The organism is uncultured Sanguibacteroides sp. (genome assembly GCF_900543425.1).
In the GTDB taxonomy this organism is placed as follows: Bacteria; Bacteroidota; Bacteroidia; order Bacteroidales; family Marinifilaceae; genus Gabonibacter.
In genome coordinates, this window is the sequence record NZ_UQRQ01000022.1 from 36,123 (window position 1) to 53,864 (window position 17,742).

Annotated in this window: 12 protein-coding genes; 2 read left to right on the plus strand and 10 right to left on the minus strand. The window is 41.4% G+C overall.

Annotated features, from left to right (window positions below):
* Positions 1-49: 49 nt before the first annotated feature.
* The 7 genes from QZR76_RS11415 to QZR76_RS11445 form a co-directional block, all read right to left on the minus strand.
* Positions 50-2,689 (minus strand): zinc-dependent metalloprotease, encoded by a 2,640-nt coding sequence (locus QZR76_RS11415; RefSeq protein ID WP_294142949.1) that lies wholly within the window; start codon positions 2,687-2,689, stop codon positions 50-52.
* A gap of 92 nt (positions 2,690-2,781) precedes the next feature.
* Positions 2,782-4,284 carry a PKD-like family lipoprotein gene (locus QZR76_RS11420; protein ID WP_294142950.1) on the minus strand — a complete coding sequence of 501 codons (1,503 nt, stop codon included), beginning with the start codon at positions 4,282-4,284 and terminating at the stop codon, positions 2,782-2,784.
* Between the two features lie 18 nt (positions 4,285-4,302).
* On the minus strand, positions 4,303-4,989 hold the full coding sequence (locus QZR76_RS11425) for a DUF4843 domain-containing protein (protein WP_294142951.1): 687 nt from the start codon (positions 4,987-4,989) through the stop codon (positions 4,303-4,305).
* Positions 4,990-5,000: 11 nt separating this feature from the next.
* On the minus strand, positions 5,001-6,470 hold the full coding sequence (locus QZR76_RS11430) for a RagB/SusD family nutrient uptake outer membrane protein (RefSeq protein WP_294142952.1): 1,470 nt from the start codon (positions 6,468-6,470) through the stop codon (positions 5,001-5,003).
* 17 nt (positions 6,471-6,487) lie between these two features.
* Complete coding sequence (locus tag QZR76_RS11435) at positions 6,488-9,922, minus strand: SusC/RagA family TonB-linked outer membrane protein (protein ID WP_294142953.1); 3,435 nt, start codon at positions 9,920-9,922, stop codon at positions 6,488-6,490.
* A gap of 86 nt (positions 9,923-10,008) precedes the next feature.
* Positions 10,009-11,184: a FecR family protein gene (locus QZR76_RS11440; protein WP_294142954.1), complete on the minus strand. Its 1,176-nt coding sequence runs from the start codon at positions 11,182-11,184 to the stop codon at positions 10,009-10,011.
* A 53-nt stretch (positions 11,185-11,237) separates the two neighbouring features.
* On the minus strand, positions 11,238-11,765 hold the full coding sequence (locus tag QZR76_RS11445; RefSeq protein ID WP_294142955.1) for a sigma-70 family RNA polymerase sigma factor: 528 nt from the start codon (positions 11,763-11,765) through the stop codon (positions 11,238-11,240).
* A gap of 333 nt (positions 11,766-12,098) precedes the next feature.
* On the opposite strand from QZR76_RS11445, the gene QZR76_RS11450 reads away from it, so the two are divergent.
* Positions 12,099-12,608: a YfbM family protein gene (locus tag QZR76_RS11450; protein WP_294142956.1), complete on the plus strand. Its 510-nt coding sequence runs from the start codon at positions 12,099-12,101 to the stop codon at positions 12,606-12,608.
* Between the two features lie 159 nt (positions 12,609-12,767).
* Positions 12,768-13,967 carry a C1 family peptidase gene (locus QZR76_RS11455; RefSeq protein WP_294142957.1) on the plus strand — a complete coding sequence of 400 codons (1,200 nt, stop codon included), beginning with the start codon at positions 12,768-12,770 and terminating at the stop codon, positions 13,965-13,967.
* A gap of 56 nt (positions 13,968-14,023) precedes the next feature.
* Here the strand turns inward: QZR76_RS11455 and QZR76_RS11460 are convergent, their stop codons facing one another.
* The 3 genes from QZR76_RS11460 to pepT form a co-directional block, all read right to left on the minus strand.
* On the minus strand, positions 14,024-15,811 hold the full coding sequence (locus QZR76_RS11460; RefSeq protein ID WP_294142958.1) for a hypothetical protein: 1,788 nt from the start codon (positions 15,809-15,811) through the stop codon (positions 14,024-14,026).
* A gap of 9 nt (positions 15,812-15,820) precedes the next feature.
* Positions 15,821-16,669: an AAA family ATPase gene (locus QZR76_RS11465; protein ID WP_294142959.1), complete on the minus strand. Its 849-nt coding sequence runs from the start codon at positions 16,667-16,669 to the stop codon at positions 15,821-15,823.
* Positions 16,670-16,768: 99 nt separating this feature from the next.
* On the minus strand, positions 16,769-17,742 hold a 974-nt coding region (gene pepT / locus QZR76_RS11470), incomplete at its 5' end, for a peptidase T (protein ID WP_294142960.1).

Below are 17,742 nucleotides of genomic sequence, written 5' to 3' on the forward strand. Positions count from 1 at the left end.
ATTTTAATTTCAGAAATACTTACATTCCATAATAAATATGATCCGAAAATCATTTTAAAGCCTTATCCACCTTGTACAATAACAAACGATAGTGTTTGCGGGTATCCTCCGATCCGGTGTTTACCTTCGCTTTCAGCAAATTTTGCGTGCGTTTCAATATATTAAAATAGACATGTTCCATCGGTTTTCCTTTTCGTTGAACGGAAACATACAAGCTAAATCCGGCTTTATCCTGATCGGTATTATCGTCCGGACAAAGTTTCACGGGCACTAACCCTTCATTGGTAAATCTTCCCAGCACCGATTCCGGCAATTCGCCATAAATCTCACGACTCCGTTGTTTGATCTCTTCCGGAAGAGCGATCATATGTTTTTCTCCCGTTAACGCTAAAACACCCACAGAAGAACCTTTTTCACCTTTATTGACCCCGGAACCCATCATTAACATCGATACGAACCGAAGTTGGTATTTTTTCTCCGTATCGCTCAACGACTTGCCTTTTATGGTCGGTTCCCAGATAAAACGATAAAAATCATCCATAAATTCGGCTTCCCCGTAAGGATTCGTTTTGGTCTTGGCAGCACAAAGATTCAAAGCGAACGGACTACCCATCATCGATTTGAATAATTCATCCTCGACGAGACCGGAAACATCCCCGCGCAAAGGCAATCCTTCGTCAAACTGCATCCCGTTCAACCAGGAGAGATCTCTCATCTGCTCGAACATAAAAGCAACGGCCTTCTTCTGTCTTTCTTTGGGAACCGGGGTATAGCTCGGACGAGCGTCACCGTCGTAACGTTCATTCAAATAGATCCCGCCGATATTGGCAAACACATGATTGATATACCGAAAATATTGATAAATGATCTCATTATACATCGTGGAACGAAAAGAATAGTCAATATCTTTCTCCCCGATCCATTCATTCATATGATTCAACACGTATTTCAAATTTTTTATCCCGTATGTCGCTGATTTTATCGGATCGTCTCCCAAATCCTCTTCCATTGAACTGGGATCGATATGTACCTGCAATTGTTGTTTCCCGTAACGATATACCGGATCACCCGATTTTTCAGAAATCCAACGATTCAAGGTAGGAACCTCTTCTTCCGGAGTCCCGGCATCGAGCAAAGGGGTATACAACCATTTGATGGAAAAATAATCACTCACACCCAAATCCGGGGGTAACAAACGAACTCCCCTCTCTTTATCTCCCGGTTGTGCCACGTAATTATTCCGGGCATAATCCATGATTGAATAGGTCGTTCCGTATTTTTGAGTAAACGACGGAGAACGCAGCGAATCCGTGGGAATTGCCGACGAACCGGCCATATTATGCATCAATGCCAAACAATGTCCCACTTCATGACTGACCACGTATTGAATACATTCACCCAACATCCTATCATTCAATGCTATGACACGAACATCGGGATCGGCAGGAGCCGTCTGCATAAAACGCCAATCCTGCACCAGCTTTATCAAATTATGGTACAAATACACGGAAGCATTTAAAATTTCACCCGTCCGGGGATCTGTCCAGGAAGGTCCCATGGCATTGGCCACCCGTGAAGGAGAATAACGGACACAGGAGTATTTCAAATTATCCGGATCAAATTCGGGATCATCTTTGGGAAAGTCCTTTGTAACCACCGCATTTTTAAACCCGATCTTTTCAAAGGCCAGATTCCATTTTTCAACTCCTTCCTTTATGTAGGGTTTCCAACTTTCGGGAAAGGTGTTGTCGATATAGAATACGATCGGCTTCCGGGGTTCTACCAACTCTCCGCGACGAAATGCAACCTCGTCCTTGGGTTCCAACCTCCAACGATTCGTGAAATAGACTCGTTTCACACCGTTCTCTTCGTTACCGAATGCGGATTTCTCCATTACAAAAATATTGATCCGTGGATCTGCCATACGGGGACGCATCGGTTGCTCGGGCAACAGCACAAAGCTACGAGTCATCACAGCCGTAAACGGTCTTTTGTAGACGTAATAAAAACGTTGATCCCGTACACTGACAATATAAGTCAACGCGGATTGTACGCTGATATTATCGGAAAAAGCTTTTATTTTAGCAATCTGAGAATCAGCAGATTTATACTCTTTTTCAATCCAGGCCCGTCCGTATCCGGTTGCCGGGGCATAAGGATTAAAAGGCCCTAACTTATCGTTATCCTCCAAAAGGAAATTAGTCATATCCACAACCACACCCGTACTATCCGGATTGTAGGCCATGATCTTAAAATTCCGCAAAACAGCCGGGACCGTACTTTCTTTAATTCTCTGGCTGATATTGGCATCCTTAGAGATAAAATTCGAGGTAACACGCCTCAGCTGGATCAAAGAATCCACACGGGTAAATACAATATGCAAAGGCTCATGAGGTTTCTCTCCCACGATGGCAAAACTATTATCTGTTATCTCGCTTACCGTCGAACCCAATAACATCTCTTTACCTAAAACGTTCAATGGTAACTCGAAGTAAACTTTTCCGTCCATTTTATGTATGGTTATCATACCCCGGACCGTCTCACAAGCCTTATCCTTAAACAATTTCTGATACTTTGTCTCCTTCGGCCCTTGTTTCGAGGCGCCGACGGTTTTCTTTCTTTTCCGGGCATCGACCGTCATGGTAAAACTAAGCATTACCACAAAAAGAAATAAGATTTTTAATTTCATACAACCGTGATTTTTATAATTCATAGACAACAAGTGCGGGACGGGACAAGACTTTCGCCCCATTCCGCACCTTAAATTTTAGATTTTGATTTTTAATTTTGTTTGTAGAAATGATCCACAATCTTTCCCGGAACATTCGTACGGTATATCGGTTCTGGAAGTGTCGGTGCCATAAAAGCCTTTTCCGAAACATCCAGCAAATAAAAATCTCCGTTATCCAGTCCTACTGCTAACACGTTATCTTTTTGCGAGTAATCGGATTCGATCGAAGTAATATTCCCGGTAAATCCCGTACTCAAACGACAAGGATAAGATGTCGAGGTATTCAGATCGTAATAATACAACTCCTTTCCTTTCCCGATAAACAGATAAGGCCTCGTTCTCAGTCGATGCAAAACAGTTGATTCCGATAACAAGGAAGCAGCTTTAAACTCTTTCATTGTCAGTTCCTTACACTCAGACAACAAAACTCCGGCAAAAGAATAAGCGAACACTTTCCCATTTTCGTCTTTCAGCAATGAAAAAACAGACGCCACTCCATTGTAACCAGTATTATACAATTGAGAATACAGATTCTCGTAAGCAGACAATTTGTCCGGTGAAGGAACTTCCGCCGGAAGGTTGGCAGGTACCGGAACGACAGAGACATTCCCCGCACTCGATAAAGACCCTCCTTTTATTCTCATAAAGCGACCTCCGCTTCTATCATAAATAACGAAATCGTACAATTCTCTTTTAGGATGATCTACCAGAAGATATTGAGCATCCACTTTCTGAGTTTTATACTCCATCGGAATATTGACGAAAGAACTATAATTCAATTTATTATTGTTGTATCTTCTCGTATACACGCTCCCGTCCTGTCCGATCACCACACCACAACATTCTGCAAAAGCCATGTACTCGGCTTTAAATCCTGTAGGTTCATCCCCTCCGACAAACTCGGATCGTAACGTTTTCGTCAACTTCAAATCTTTCGGATCGAGGGAAACCGATCCCTCGGGACCGTTTTGCAGGATCCGAAGTTCATAGGGCTCTCCCCATTTTATACCATTTCTATTCAATAGTATTCGATAGGGTTGAGTACCCAGATCTTTTCCCCATAATGTAGCATACAATCTCTGGTTCGTGATGTATTCGTCATCGCGTTTACGTACCATATTGACCCGGGATTTTCCTCCCTCGTCAGACAAGATAACCCATCCCGTACCGTAAGGACTTTGATAATCAACACTAATATTCGAGGACCACATCATTCCGGTTGTGGTGTCCGTCACAATCAATATTCCTCCTACACTACCCGTCTCTCCTTCGAACACGTAACTCATATCCCTCTCGGAACAAACACAACCATATTTGCCGAAATAATAATTGAATTTAAGTACTGTCGTATCCGCATTCGGGTTATCCAGCCTCAGCTTCGGGGTAAAAATCGCCGGTTCCCCGTAATAAGGTTTTGCCGTGTAGGATTTAAAAATCACCGTAACCTTATTTTTCTCCATATCTTTATAATCGTAGTTTCCCTTATCCTCATAACAAGCGGAGAGAAACAACATGGCTAACAAAGCTCCGTATAATAGTCTATTCCATTTCATAATTTTCTATTTTAGTTATTAACCTTTAACCGGTACCGTCATCAGGGAACCGTCTTTTTCCGTTACCGGTCCTTCCGGAGACTCGGCTCTTTTCTCCAAATGATATTTCAATTTTAAGGCCCAGGTACGAATCAATCCTTCATCGACCTTGCTTAAGTCCGGTTTAGCTGCCGTCATCAACTCCCTGAATTTCTCATCGGAATAAGTTCCCAAGTAATAACGTTCCGTGTTACGATCCCACCAATTCGGTTTTGCGACATTATCATTGATTTTTATGAAAATTCGACGATAATTACGGTCTCCCAATTGAAAGGCATCGTTCTCTTTCAATTCGACACATAACATATCCGTTTTCTTTTGTAATCCGGGATAGTTTTTCAGGTGAATCTTAAACGTATCCAAATGGCTCATCGCGCTCATTTCCGGTTCCGGCAAAACATAATACTGGGCGGCTACTGTTGTTTTTTTCTCGTTGACACTTATCGTAATAGCCTTTTTTTCTTTATACGGATCCCCCGTGAAACGCACGGAGACAGGCAAATCGTACTCCTGCAGATTCCCCAACATGAAAAATGAAACGACTACCGTATCCGACTCTTTATTTACAAACGAAATATATCCGTTGGAATCGTATAACTCTATATCATCCGTACTGCAACCGACCACGGCCATCAAACCTATCAATAAATACAAATATTTTCTCATAACTTTTTTAATTAGAATACATTTTGACTATCCGGAATAGGAAACACAAATTTTTTCGGACTGGGGGCGATTTCAGCTCCTACCGTCAGAATGGGACTATTCAAACGTTTATACATAAAGAAAAGCTGTCCCTCCCCGATAAACTCCCGCCGGGCATCGTTTAACAATATATCGTAAAAATTCTTTTCCGAAGTAAAAGAGGATAACTTCCGTTTACATCCCCGGGCATTTCTTAATTGCTTCAATATTTCCGTGGCTTCGTCTTTCTTCCCCTGATGAAAGAGACACTCTGCCAGAATATAATAAATCTCGCTCATCCGCAAATTCGGTAAGGCCCTCCCCTCATCCTGATTTATATTCGCATCCCCTGAAACACGTTGGTATTTGATAGACCAATAGATATCGTCTTTATGATCCAACAGATAATTCAAACGATAATCATCTGCATCCTCTTCAAAGATTTTGTCTATACCTTGAATTTGCATCGGCTCATCACCCGACCAAAGTTTATAGTCGGCATAGTTATCCAATAAATCGAAATTATAGAAAGAGAAAAGACAATCCGACAAATGCTTTTTATATCTGTATTTCAAATCACCCGTAAAATCATAAGATTCGTTCCACTTGAACCACTTCTTTTTCACCACGAAGGTATTGTAAAATTCAAAGGCATATTTATAAGCATTATCCCGATCTCCCTTGTAAAGATATACCCGAGCCAACATCCCAAGCACTGCACAATAATTAAGACGATACCCCCTATTATCCATAAATTCTCCACCTTGCACAGTATACAATCCAAGAAAACGCCCGTTATAACTGCTCATGGCCGATCTATTAAGAGAAGTGTCATTAAAAGCCAATAAATCCTTAGCCTGCAACAAATCTTTAATCACCTCGTCTATTACCTCCGAAGCCGTCAATTTTTTCTTAATCACGGAAGGCCATTCCGCCTGATAAGGAATCAGATGCTTCGGAGCCTCCTTTTCCGTTACCGGAGCCGGGGCAAACAAGCGGACAACGTCAAAATGGAAAAAAGCCCGTAATGCTAAAGCTTCACCCGTAATCACATTTTTAGAAACCGTATCTAAAGTAAAAACGGAGGGAGAAGCCTTAACCACCTCGTTTAGCAACAGGTTACAATTGGCTATCAGATTATATAATTTTTCCCATATTGCAGATACAATAGGTTTAGTCGTTTTATTATCATAGATAAACTCAGCAAAATTCTCTTCTTCCTCCAACAAAGATTCCGGGTCATAAGTCTGGGACATGGCATTTAGCATACCCCAACTCATATTTTTACCATACAATACTCCCAAGGAAGCCCCCTGATAAATGCCGTTTAACGCATTTTGAAATCCGGTTTCATCCGAAAACAATTTGTCTTTATCGATCTGACTTTTAGGAGTTATATCCAACCAATCATTACAGGAAACGGTTAGAAATACCAACAGCAATAAAATAATATCTTTTTTCATAATCGTTCTTTTTAGATTTAGAAGCTTATATTTAAAGAGAGATCATACACTCTTGCATAAGGATAAGAGGTTCCCCGCTCCTGTTTTACCGTTGAGAAATGGGCCAATCCCGTTGTATTAAATTGCAATTTCAACACGTTCAATCCCAATTTTCTTACCCAATCGTTATCAAACGTCCAAGCAATACTCAAAGAGTTAAAATCAAGCGTATTGTATTTTTGTACAAAACGGGAGGTCGGACGGGCAATAGCCGAACGATCCTTAATATCTTTCAAGGGTGTTTTATCTCCTATATGCATCCATCGATCGGAAAATACCCGTTTATCCGCATTGTATTTCCACAAATCCACACTTTCGATATGCGTCGGATAAGTATTATTATACCGTTCACCTCCGAATTCGTACATAAAGGAAGCATAGACGGAAAGCGATTTCCAAACGAAGTTAAAACCGAAAGATCCTTTGGCTGCCGGTTCCGTATCGCCGATAATCTGCTGCTCATTGGCTTCCCAATCATAGGTGATGGTTCCGTCCCGTCTCACGTAAACCTCTTGTCCGCTGGCCGGATCGATCCCTAAGGATTTCATCCCGAATATGGAGGTCAATGTGCCCCCCTCCTCGTATTTCAAAAAAGGCTTGGCGTATTTTTCATCAGCAGATTCAAATTCACTCTTGTTATAATCCTCGTAATAATCGTTTACTTTATTGTTATAATTACTCAACGAATTGGATACTTTTAAAATCTCGTTTTTGTTGTGAGAAAGATTGGCAAAAACAGATACAAACCAGTCCTTTTTATTCAATATATCCGAACGCAATTGGAACTCGTACCCCCGGTTTTCAACCTCTCCCAAATTGTCATAATACTTGGTAAAACCGAAAGAGGAAGGAATATCGATCTGCGTGATCATATCTTTCGTCTTTTCGTAATAGTAGGTTCCTTTCAGATAAAATAAACCCTCTTTCAAGGTAAGTTCCACTCCCACGTTCGCACTATTCTTCACCTCCCAACCGAGAGAGGTATTTCCCAAGGCCATCAACTGAACTCCCATACCGGTAATATACCAGTTCTTATCATAAATCTCGTAAATATCTTTAGCTGCATAAGGTTGGAAATTAACCTTACCGGTTTGTCCGTAGGTCAACGTCAATTTCAACTGAGAAATCCAAGAATTATCGGTCAAAAATCGATAGCGATGCAAATTCAAGCCGGTTCCCAAGGACCAGAAAGGAGCCCATTTCCTGTCGGAACCGAATTCGGACGAACCATCCAAACGACAAGAGGCATCAAACAAATAGATATCTTTATAAGAGTAATTCAAGGTTAAAAATGTTCCAAAAAGCCGGGTATGATTATCCGTTTCGTTGGTTTTCCCTACCTGCTCCTGGGCATACATAATCGAACTCAGGTTTCCGGAAGGAAATCCGCGATAAAAAGCGGAAGTACCGGAAGTAACGGACTCCGTCGTATTCAATCCTAAAGTTCCGGTCAGATAATGGTGTCCGAATGTCTGATTATACATCAACAACAAGTTCGTCGTCCAACGGAATTGGTTTCCGTCTGAAACCGCCAAAGAACCCTTTTTCTCCCCGTTATACTCTTTTACCCCACTAAAAGTCCCCGATTTCGGATCCAAAAAGTTTTTAGAACCGTCTATCCGTTTGGTCAAAGCGATTTGCCCTTTAAAACGAAATGCCTCCGTGATATACCAATCCAAACTAAAGTTATTGGTGAACTCCTCGTAATAGTTTTTACTGAAATTTTTGGTTTCCATTCCTTCATACATCGGATTCACGGGGAAATTGCCACTCCCGTAAAGAGGTAATTCCGGTGTATAATGCCCTGTTTCGTCCTTCATCTCGTTGTAAGGCAGTTGTTTCACGAAATCGGCAAAACTTCCGAAAGGCGAATGTTTGGCATTTACCCGATCGTAGGAAACATGATTCCGTATTTGCAAATCTTTCAACCGGTAATCGATATAAAAACCGGCCCCGATCCTATTCCGGTACGATTTTTTCATCACCCCGTTCTCGTTGTCATATCGCAACTCGAAGCCATATCGTACGGCATCGTTACCCCCGTCCACGTATACGCTATGTTTATGATTGAATCCCGTACGCAAAGGCTGACTTAACCAATAGGTATCCACTCCCTTATTGATGGCATTCAATTTTTCCATATAATTACCATAAATAGTTATGATATTATTACCGGTTTCGTTCAATTTATAATACCCGGCAGCCACTTCCGCTGCTAATTTCTCTCTGGCATCAAAATAATCGTAACTGGACAAATCCGGAGCAGTCAAACTACCCACAAAATTGTAATTCACGTTCAATTTTCCGGCTTTAGGAGCTTTTGTCTCCACCACGATCACCCCGTTAGAAGCCCGGGAACCGTATATGGCCGTTGCGGCAGCATCTTTCAAGATCGTGATACTATGGATACGGGTCGGATCCATATCGTATATTTTCTCGGCACTCACGTCAAAACCATCCAAAATAAAGATCGGTAAATTCGGATTATTTTTCAACTTCGCTTCGGAAACATCAGCCACGTCCAACTCTCTCACCCCCACTCCCGACTGTCCTCTGACGTAAAATTCGGGAATCGCATTCGGATTAGATCCCATCAGATTATTTTCCATAATGCGAAACGAGGGATCGAACACCTGTAAGGCCGAAATTACATTTCGATTGGCCACTTTCATTAAATCTTTTCCCTCTATTCGAACCGAAGTTCCGGTATAAGACTCTTTACGTACATTGGCATACCCCGTAACGACCACATCGTCCAAACTCTCGGCCTGTTCTACCAGAACAATATCCAACTCTTTTTTCCCATCGAGAATTTCCTTATCCTTAATATCTTTCAACTTGATGACTTTCGTTTCCATCCCGATAAAGCTAACTTCCAAAACAATATCCTTTATATCCGGAAGCACTAATTGAAAACGTCCTGCCGTATCCGTGGCACAACCCAAGGTTGTCCCTTTTATGATAACGGTTACGCCCGGCAACGGGATCTTCTCCAAATCGACCACCCGTCCTTTAATAGTTTTCTTATCTACTTTTTGAGTTTGCGGGACAACTTTTGTATTCCGAATAACAATTGTCTGATCAACAATTCTATACTGCAACTTCGTTCCTTTCAAACACTTCTCCAGTATAGCCTGAACAGTTGCATTTTTAAAATCCAAGTCAAGGTTTGTTACCTTCGACACCTCCTCGTAACTATACAAACAGGTATAATCACTTTGAGATTCTATCGACTTTAGTACCTCGATTAACGAAACGTTACTCATCTTTAAATTAAACAACGCTTCCTGCGATTTCACTTCCGCCCTCAATTGGAGGATAGAAATAAACATAAATAAAATGGTGAATTTCATTGTGACATAGCATTTTCGAAGGCCATAATCACGACCTTGATAATTGAACTTTTTTTTCATACATTTGTGAATTAGATGAATAATTATTTCCGGATACCCTCCGGGAAGGTTTTAGGTCGGAAGATATGGGCGTATCTTCCGACTTTTTATTTCCGATCTTTTATCATAACACGATTACCGTCAACTTCTATATCTATTTTATTGATTAACGTCAACATATCCAGTATGGGAGCCAACTCCCCGTATCTTTTCAGATTTCCGGTAAACAAAACATCCTTTAAAGATTGATTTTCATAAGACACATGTATGTCATACCAACGGGAAAGTGTATTCATGATATCTTCCAGACGCTGTTTTTCAAAAACGAACCTTCCCTCTGTCCAAGAACAATACAGACGGGTATCCACGGGCATAACGGCCGTCTGACCGCTCCGTTTATCCAATCTCAATTGTTCCCCAGGCAGTAAAGTATATTGTTCCCCGGCTCTCTCGAAAGCAACTTTTCCATTTACCAACGTGGTTTCAAGGAAATTTTCATCACCGTAATCCCTCACGTTAAAAGAGGTTCCCAACACACGTATTTCCCCTTGCTCCGAATGAATAACAAAGGGAGCCGTCGTATCCCGTGCAACCTGAAAAAAAACCTCCCCCTTCATAAAAACCTCCCGGGTTCCGCTCCGGAAAGAAGCCGGATAACGGATCTCTGATTCCGAATTCATCTGCAAAACACTTCCGTCGCTTAACGTCAGCGTATACTCTCCTCCCCGGGGAATGGATATCGTATGATATTGCTCTTCCATAACGGAAGTATCGGATGTAGCATACCGGATAGCTCCTGACATGATCCGCATATGAGCTCCCTCCTTATCTAATTTTCGATCGGTCTTAATTTCGGAAAGATCCACCTGACTCCCGTCTGCTAACGTCAGTATAGCCTTATATGTTCCGGGAATAATTCGTGCAACCTTTTCAGGCTTGGACAAAACAATATTTTCTTTTCCGAGATACAATATTCCCCCAAGCAGTATGAAAAAAGCAACCACGCCGGCATAACGATAAAAACGAACTTTTCTTTTCTGTTCCGCTCGTTTCACTTTTAACATCAACTCCTGATAAGAAGCCGAAATATCGTGTTCGGCAATAAAACGAAATTTATCGACAATAAACTCTTCCGATGTATACCGTTCATACAAACGAGCGTTTTCCGGCGAAGCAAGAATCCAGTCTTCCAATTTCATTCTTCCCGCTTCATCGATCGTTCCGGTTATCCGGGCTGTAATCAAATCCGCAATTTCGTCTATTTCATTATAATTCTCTATCATTCTTGACCGATTTTTATTGTAAAACACTCCACCCGTCAAAAAGTGACAAAAAATCAAATTAAATTTACAAGAAAAATTAAGAATGTATGGTCAAGTCCCGTTCTTAACAACTCTTTTCCTCTCTTCCTCTGCGTTTTAACAGCATCGACAGATATGCCGAGTTGTTCCGCAATATCTTTATCTTTGAACCCTTCCAAGGTCAAATTGATAACAATCCGGTATTTTTCCGGCAAGCACTCTATCGCCTGTCTCAATCGAATAAAAACCTCTTCTTCCAACACCGCATTACAAAAATAATCTTCAGATTCCACCTCGTAATGGCTCAGGCATTTCTCTTTTATACTCTTTCCTCGAATATGATTCAGGCATTTATTTTTTACAACGGTATAAAGGTAATACTGAAGTTCATTTCCATCAATAAACAGATGAGGTGAATACCAGAGTTTATAAAAAGTGTCCTGAACGATATCTTCCGCTTCGCTATGATCCACATATTTACAGGCAATAGCCAATAAACTATGAAATAATTTTTCATACAAATCTTTGAACTTTACACTATTAGCTCTTTTACTTAACACCATACACCTACAAAAAGCTCATCCGAAACCTATATTAATTAAACGATCGTTTAATAATACGCAAAAATAAATAATTATATAGACGATACAAAAAAACTATATAAAAATTAATCGCTAATATTCAACTAATTACACAACAAAAACATGTTCGAAAATAAATAAAAGAGAATGTTATAAAACGATCGTTTATAGAGTCTTATGGGTAATATTTAGCTCACAAAGTGTACCAGAGAAGAAGTGTACTCCGTTAAAAAATAAAATAAATACTATTTCTTGGTTCCTATTTGACAAAAAATTCTTATTTTTATAGTCTTTACTAACTAAAAAACAGTGCAAATGGGAATGATCGCGTCTTACAAGATGGTCGATCCGGATGTTATTGACCGTCTGCTTCAGCTGGATCATGAAGATTTATCTGAAGAGCTATCCGAAATCAATGAAGACCCTCGATACGAAACAATCGATATAGACAAAAGTTGGGACGGACTTCATTTTTTACTTACCGGAAAATCGGCCGTGGTTCCGATGAAAGAGAATCTCCTGAGTGAATCTATCGTAGGTTCACACTTGTTCAGCGAGAACGAAGATAATGATTTTGTTGCTTATACCTGTTTTGAAGAATTGGAAGCCATCATTTCTGCCTTCAAAAATGTAAACAAAAGAACTCTTTATAAAAGATTCTCCCCGGATCTTTTCACCAAAAGCAGAATCTATCCGGATATATGGAACACCAAAAACAAAGCCGAACTATTCGAATTTTTATATGAAACCGGTTATAAAAAACTATTAAAATTTTATCGGAGCGCACTCAAACACAAAAAGTGCGTTATCGTAACGATTCAATAACGGATAGTTCTTCTATACTTGGAAAAAATATAATTGTCTCATCCCGGATTCTATATCATTGCAGATGCCGTTAAATGGAAGAAATTGTAAAAATAAAGCGGTATATCCTTAATTTTTTTGATTACCTTGCGCCCGCAACAATAAAAAAAATTATCCGCTATGATTAGAAAGTTTTTACTGATGGCCGTGATTGTTTTCACGGGTGCAACAATGCTTTTAGCACAAAAACAGGGAGGTCCCCGTTCCGGTTACCAATTCGAAACGATTGCCGATCTTAAAACCACGCCGGTAAAGGATCAACAAAGTGTAGGTACCTGCTGGGATTATGCCGCCCTCTCCTTTTTGGAATCCGAACTATTAAGAATGGGAAAACCGGAATACGATCTTTCCGAATTATTCGTTGCCAAAAATACTTACTACGAAAAAGGAATCCGTTATATCCAGTTTCACGGTTCAAATAACTTCGGAGAAGGAGGACAGGCACACGATGTCATCCTCATGATAAAAAAATACGGTATTGTTCCGGAAGAAGTATACACGGGACTCCAATACGGCAGAGATTTTCACATCCACGGAGAATTAGTCGAAGCTCTAAAAGGGATGTTGGACGGTATCAATAAAAACCCGAACCGCCGTCTTACCCCGGTTTGGCCAAAAGCTTACGAAAGCATTATCGATACCTACTTAGGAGCTACTCCGGAAAAATTCACCTACAAAGGGAAAGAATATACTCCCAAAACGTTCGAGGCTTCTTTAGGACTCAATCTGGACGATTACGTGGAAATCACCTCCTTTCAGGAGTTTCCTTTCTATACTCAGGTCGTACTTCCTATCCCCGACAACTGGGCTCATGGAATTTACTATAACCTTCCGATCGATGAATTGATCGAGATCATGAACAACTCTTTGAAAAAAGGATATACCGTATGTTGGGATGGAGACGTCAGCCACAACAGCTTTAACCACGGAGCTGGTTTAGCCATCTTGCCGACCGACGAACCTTCCGAAATGATCAATGCCGAAATCGACAAATGGCAAACATTAAGCGAAAAAGAAAGAAAATCTAAAATGTCCTCTTTCGAAGAACCCGTACCAGAGATGAGAATCGACGATTCAAAGCGTCAATTCAGGTTCGACAACCGTCAGACGACCGACGACCATTTGATGCACATCACGGGTTTATTGAAAGACCAAAACGGTACGCTCTACTATAAAACCAAAAATTCGTGGAATGCAGACAGCAACCCCTTCGGTGGCTACCTCTACATGTCGGAACCTTATTGCCGCTTACAAACGGTGGCTATTATGGTTCATAAAGACGCCATTCCCAAAGCGATCCGAAAAAAATTAGGACTTTAATCCAATAAAAAAACAGCATCGGGAAGATGCTGTTTTTTTATACTAATTCAATTCATTTAAAAAGAGTTGGCATCCGCAATAGAAGAAAACTTTCTACGAATCCATTGAGATATTTTGGTTGTAATTTCGACCCCGGAGAAAGGAATAAACTCATCGTACATATCCGCCTGATCAAAATTATCGATGCCGACAGAGAGTACCTCGATACCCCGCCTGCGTCCTTCCCGGACGACTTCCCACACGTGTTCCCGGGCATTCTCCCCGTCATAGCCGGTGGCAGAAGGCGCTCCATCGGAAATCATAAAAAACAATTTGTTTTTTGTATCCGACTTAAATTTATCAAAGCAATAAAGCATAGCGTAACCGTCGGCATTGGCATTTAAAGCCGATTGTGAAAACAATTTTCCCCACTGCAATTTTTCACCGTTCTCGTAAAAACGAGTAATCTCTATTCTCTCCGTATCACAACGATGACCATAAATAGAGAAACGAATGAGATTGGGATACTTACTGAAAGCCAAAGCGAGAGCCAACGAAATTACCGTTTGCATTTCGATCTTATCTCCCGTTACCATAGAACCGGATAAATCGAGTAGAATGACGACTTCCAAAATCACCGAAGAAGTATATTCTTCTTCCTGAAAAATATAACGATTATAACGAACCTGGTATAATTCATCCTCATCCAATTCACCGGAATCCTGCTCGTAAACGGTCCGGACTCTATCCATTTTAGCCGAGAACATGGAAAGAGTCAGTTGTATCCGGGCCGCAAGTTCTTTAGCCCGATTGAGCAAAGCATCCGAGATTTTAGCACACTCCGCCTCGACTTCCTCGATCCGGTCACAACAACCCAAATTTCCTTTCCACTCCAACCTGGAACGCTCGGAAGAAACAAAAGACTGATGGCAATATACCGGTTCGGGATTTAAGGTCTTTCGCATGTCTTTAATGACAGACTCCGCCATTTTGATTTTCTGATCCGTTTTAAAATCCTCTATTCCCCTGAGTGCGTTTTTCATCTCCTGCAGGCAAAAATTATCAGGACAAAAATCAGCATGTCGAAACAACCGGGCTAATACCTCCGCGTATTTCTCGACATCCGAGTAAGTCAAATCTGCATATCTCTTTATTCCCTCCAATATAGAATCGACCTCTATTACCTTTTGTCTGTTCATCGGAAAAGACAATACTTCACGCCGGTATGAACCGTACTCCAGAATATTAGGATACAATATTTTGGAACAAATATAATCCAAAAGGGCTTCAGACCCGTCCGATCCGTTACTTTCATTATTCTCTCCCGGACCGCCGTAAAAACCGATCCGCTCCTCAACGGCATTTATTCCCATAGCCATATCCAAACGCCGGGCAGCGTAAAGATAAAAATGATATCCCGGGAAATCCATGACCAATTTGGACTCCACCCGGCGATCTTCCAGCATATGAATCAACTCATACTGTAAATGAGTATATCTCAAATCTTTCGAATCTAAATGATTGATCTCCTTCCCGGTATACACCATATGTGCCATTTCATGCACAAAATGACCAAAAAACGAATATACTCTTATTTCGTCAGAAAAAGCCAAACGCAACAATTTCAGGTTTAATGCAATCTGTCTGGGATTCATCGCCAAACTCGGTGCTTTATTGGACAATACCATCTTAGGAATCTCCCCGGTAACATGGTAAGCAATCCGGGCACAGACAGGAACCAGGGCCAAGATATCGGTCGTACCCAAATTCCGGTCGACCAGATTCCGGGCCCGCGGGAAATCTCCCCACCAATCCCGATCCATGAATTGCTCCTCGTATATTTCCTCTATCTTTCGAAAGTCCATCGGAAACCGTTATAAAGTTTGAACCAAGGAGCGGGCCAACGTCTCTTCCCCGGTAATGACATAATTCGTCAATATGACTTTTTCAATGATTTCATTTAACCGATATCCTAAAGGTAAATAAGCTGCCGCATCCAGTACCTGACGAGTAGAAAGCGAAACGGAGAGGGTCTCCCTCTGTTCTGCCAACCGCAATATTTCAGCCACCTTAGTCAATTCTCTGGCCGCCTCTTTGGATACCTGGGGATAACGATCCAAAATCAGATCCGCTTCCTCGGACGGAGTCAAATAAGCAAGTCGTACCTTGATAAACCGATCTTCAAAAGCCGTATCCAAACGTTGGGTCGATACATAAGCGAATCCCACGTTTCCGGCAGCTACAAACAACACATCTTCTCCTTTATTATAACGTATCCCGGAGTCCTCATCGTAAATATAAGACTGCTGCCTATCCAGTATCGTCATTAAAAAATTAGCAGCCACCATGGGGATCCGGGTCAACTCATCCAAAAACATCAACGTAGGCCGGGAGGAGGTGAAAGCTTTAAAAAATTCGGAACGAACAGCCTTTGTCTTCCCGTCATCTCCGATAATCAATCCCCCGACAAACATCTTTTTGGGTTTAAAAGCCTGTCCCATGTCGAAGGCAAAAAAATCCATTCCGATAGCCTCGGCCAACTCTTTAGCAACGGACGACTTTCCACACCCTTTGGGACCTAATAAAAAAGGATATTTCTTCAGATACAAAGTATGGCACAGAAATTCCCATGTCTCCGCGGGAATATACAAATCCTCCGAATGTTTCGGAGGAGAAAATAATATCATATTGGTTTGCCTCGGTGCACGTGTTTTTTCCGTCATTTATCCCCTATTTTCATTGTTATTTTACCTTACAAATCTAACCATAAAAAACGAGGCTACCAGAAAAAAGCAGCCTCGTTCTCCATTAAATTTTATTTTTTATTTTGCCCAAAGTTGAATCAAATTCAAAATGGTCTGCATGGCTTTATGCATTGTATCCAAAGAACAGTACTCAAATTTTCCGTGGAAATTCATACCTCCGGTAAACAGATTCGGACAAGGCAATCCCATGTAAGAAAGGCGTGCTCCATCAGTTCCCCCCCGTATCGGACGCACAATAGGAGTTACTCCGGCCTGCTTCATCGCCTGAAAAGCTTTGTCAATCACTTCCGGATGCGGCTCTACCATCTCACGCATATTATAGTATTGATCTTTTAATGTCAATGTAATCACCCCTTCTCCGTACTTCCGGGTTAACAAGTCAACCACTTTGGTCATATACTGTTTTTTCAACTCGAATTTTTCCCGGTCATGATCCCGGATGATATAATCGATGGTAGCACTTTCCACCGAACCACCTAAACCTACCAGATGATAAAAACCTTCATATCCGTCCGTATGTTCCGGACGTTCCCAAGCCGGAAGTAAACTGTTTATATCGGCTGCCACCTGCAAGGCATTGATCATCTTGTCTTTCGCGTATCCCGGGTGAACATTACGTCCCTGAATAACCATCTTAGCGCTGGCCGCGTTGAAATTTTCATATTCCAACTCGCCCTCAAATCCCCCGTCAATCGTATAGGCAAACTTAGCCCCGAATTTCCCGACATTAAAGAAATCGACCCCACGACCAACCTCCTCATCCGGAGTGAACCCGATGCGAATCTTTCCGTGTGCCACTTCAGGATGATTAATCAAATATTCGGCAGCCGTCATGATTTCAGCCACTCCGGCCTTATCATCGGCACCCAACAAAGTCGTTCCATCCGTCGTTATTAAAGTATGACCTTTAAAATAAGCCAATTCCGGAAAATCGACCACCTTCATTACCAGGTTTGCATTTAACCTTATATCTTCTCCATCGTAATTCTCGATGATCTGCGGCTTTATATTAGCGCCACTCATATCCGGGC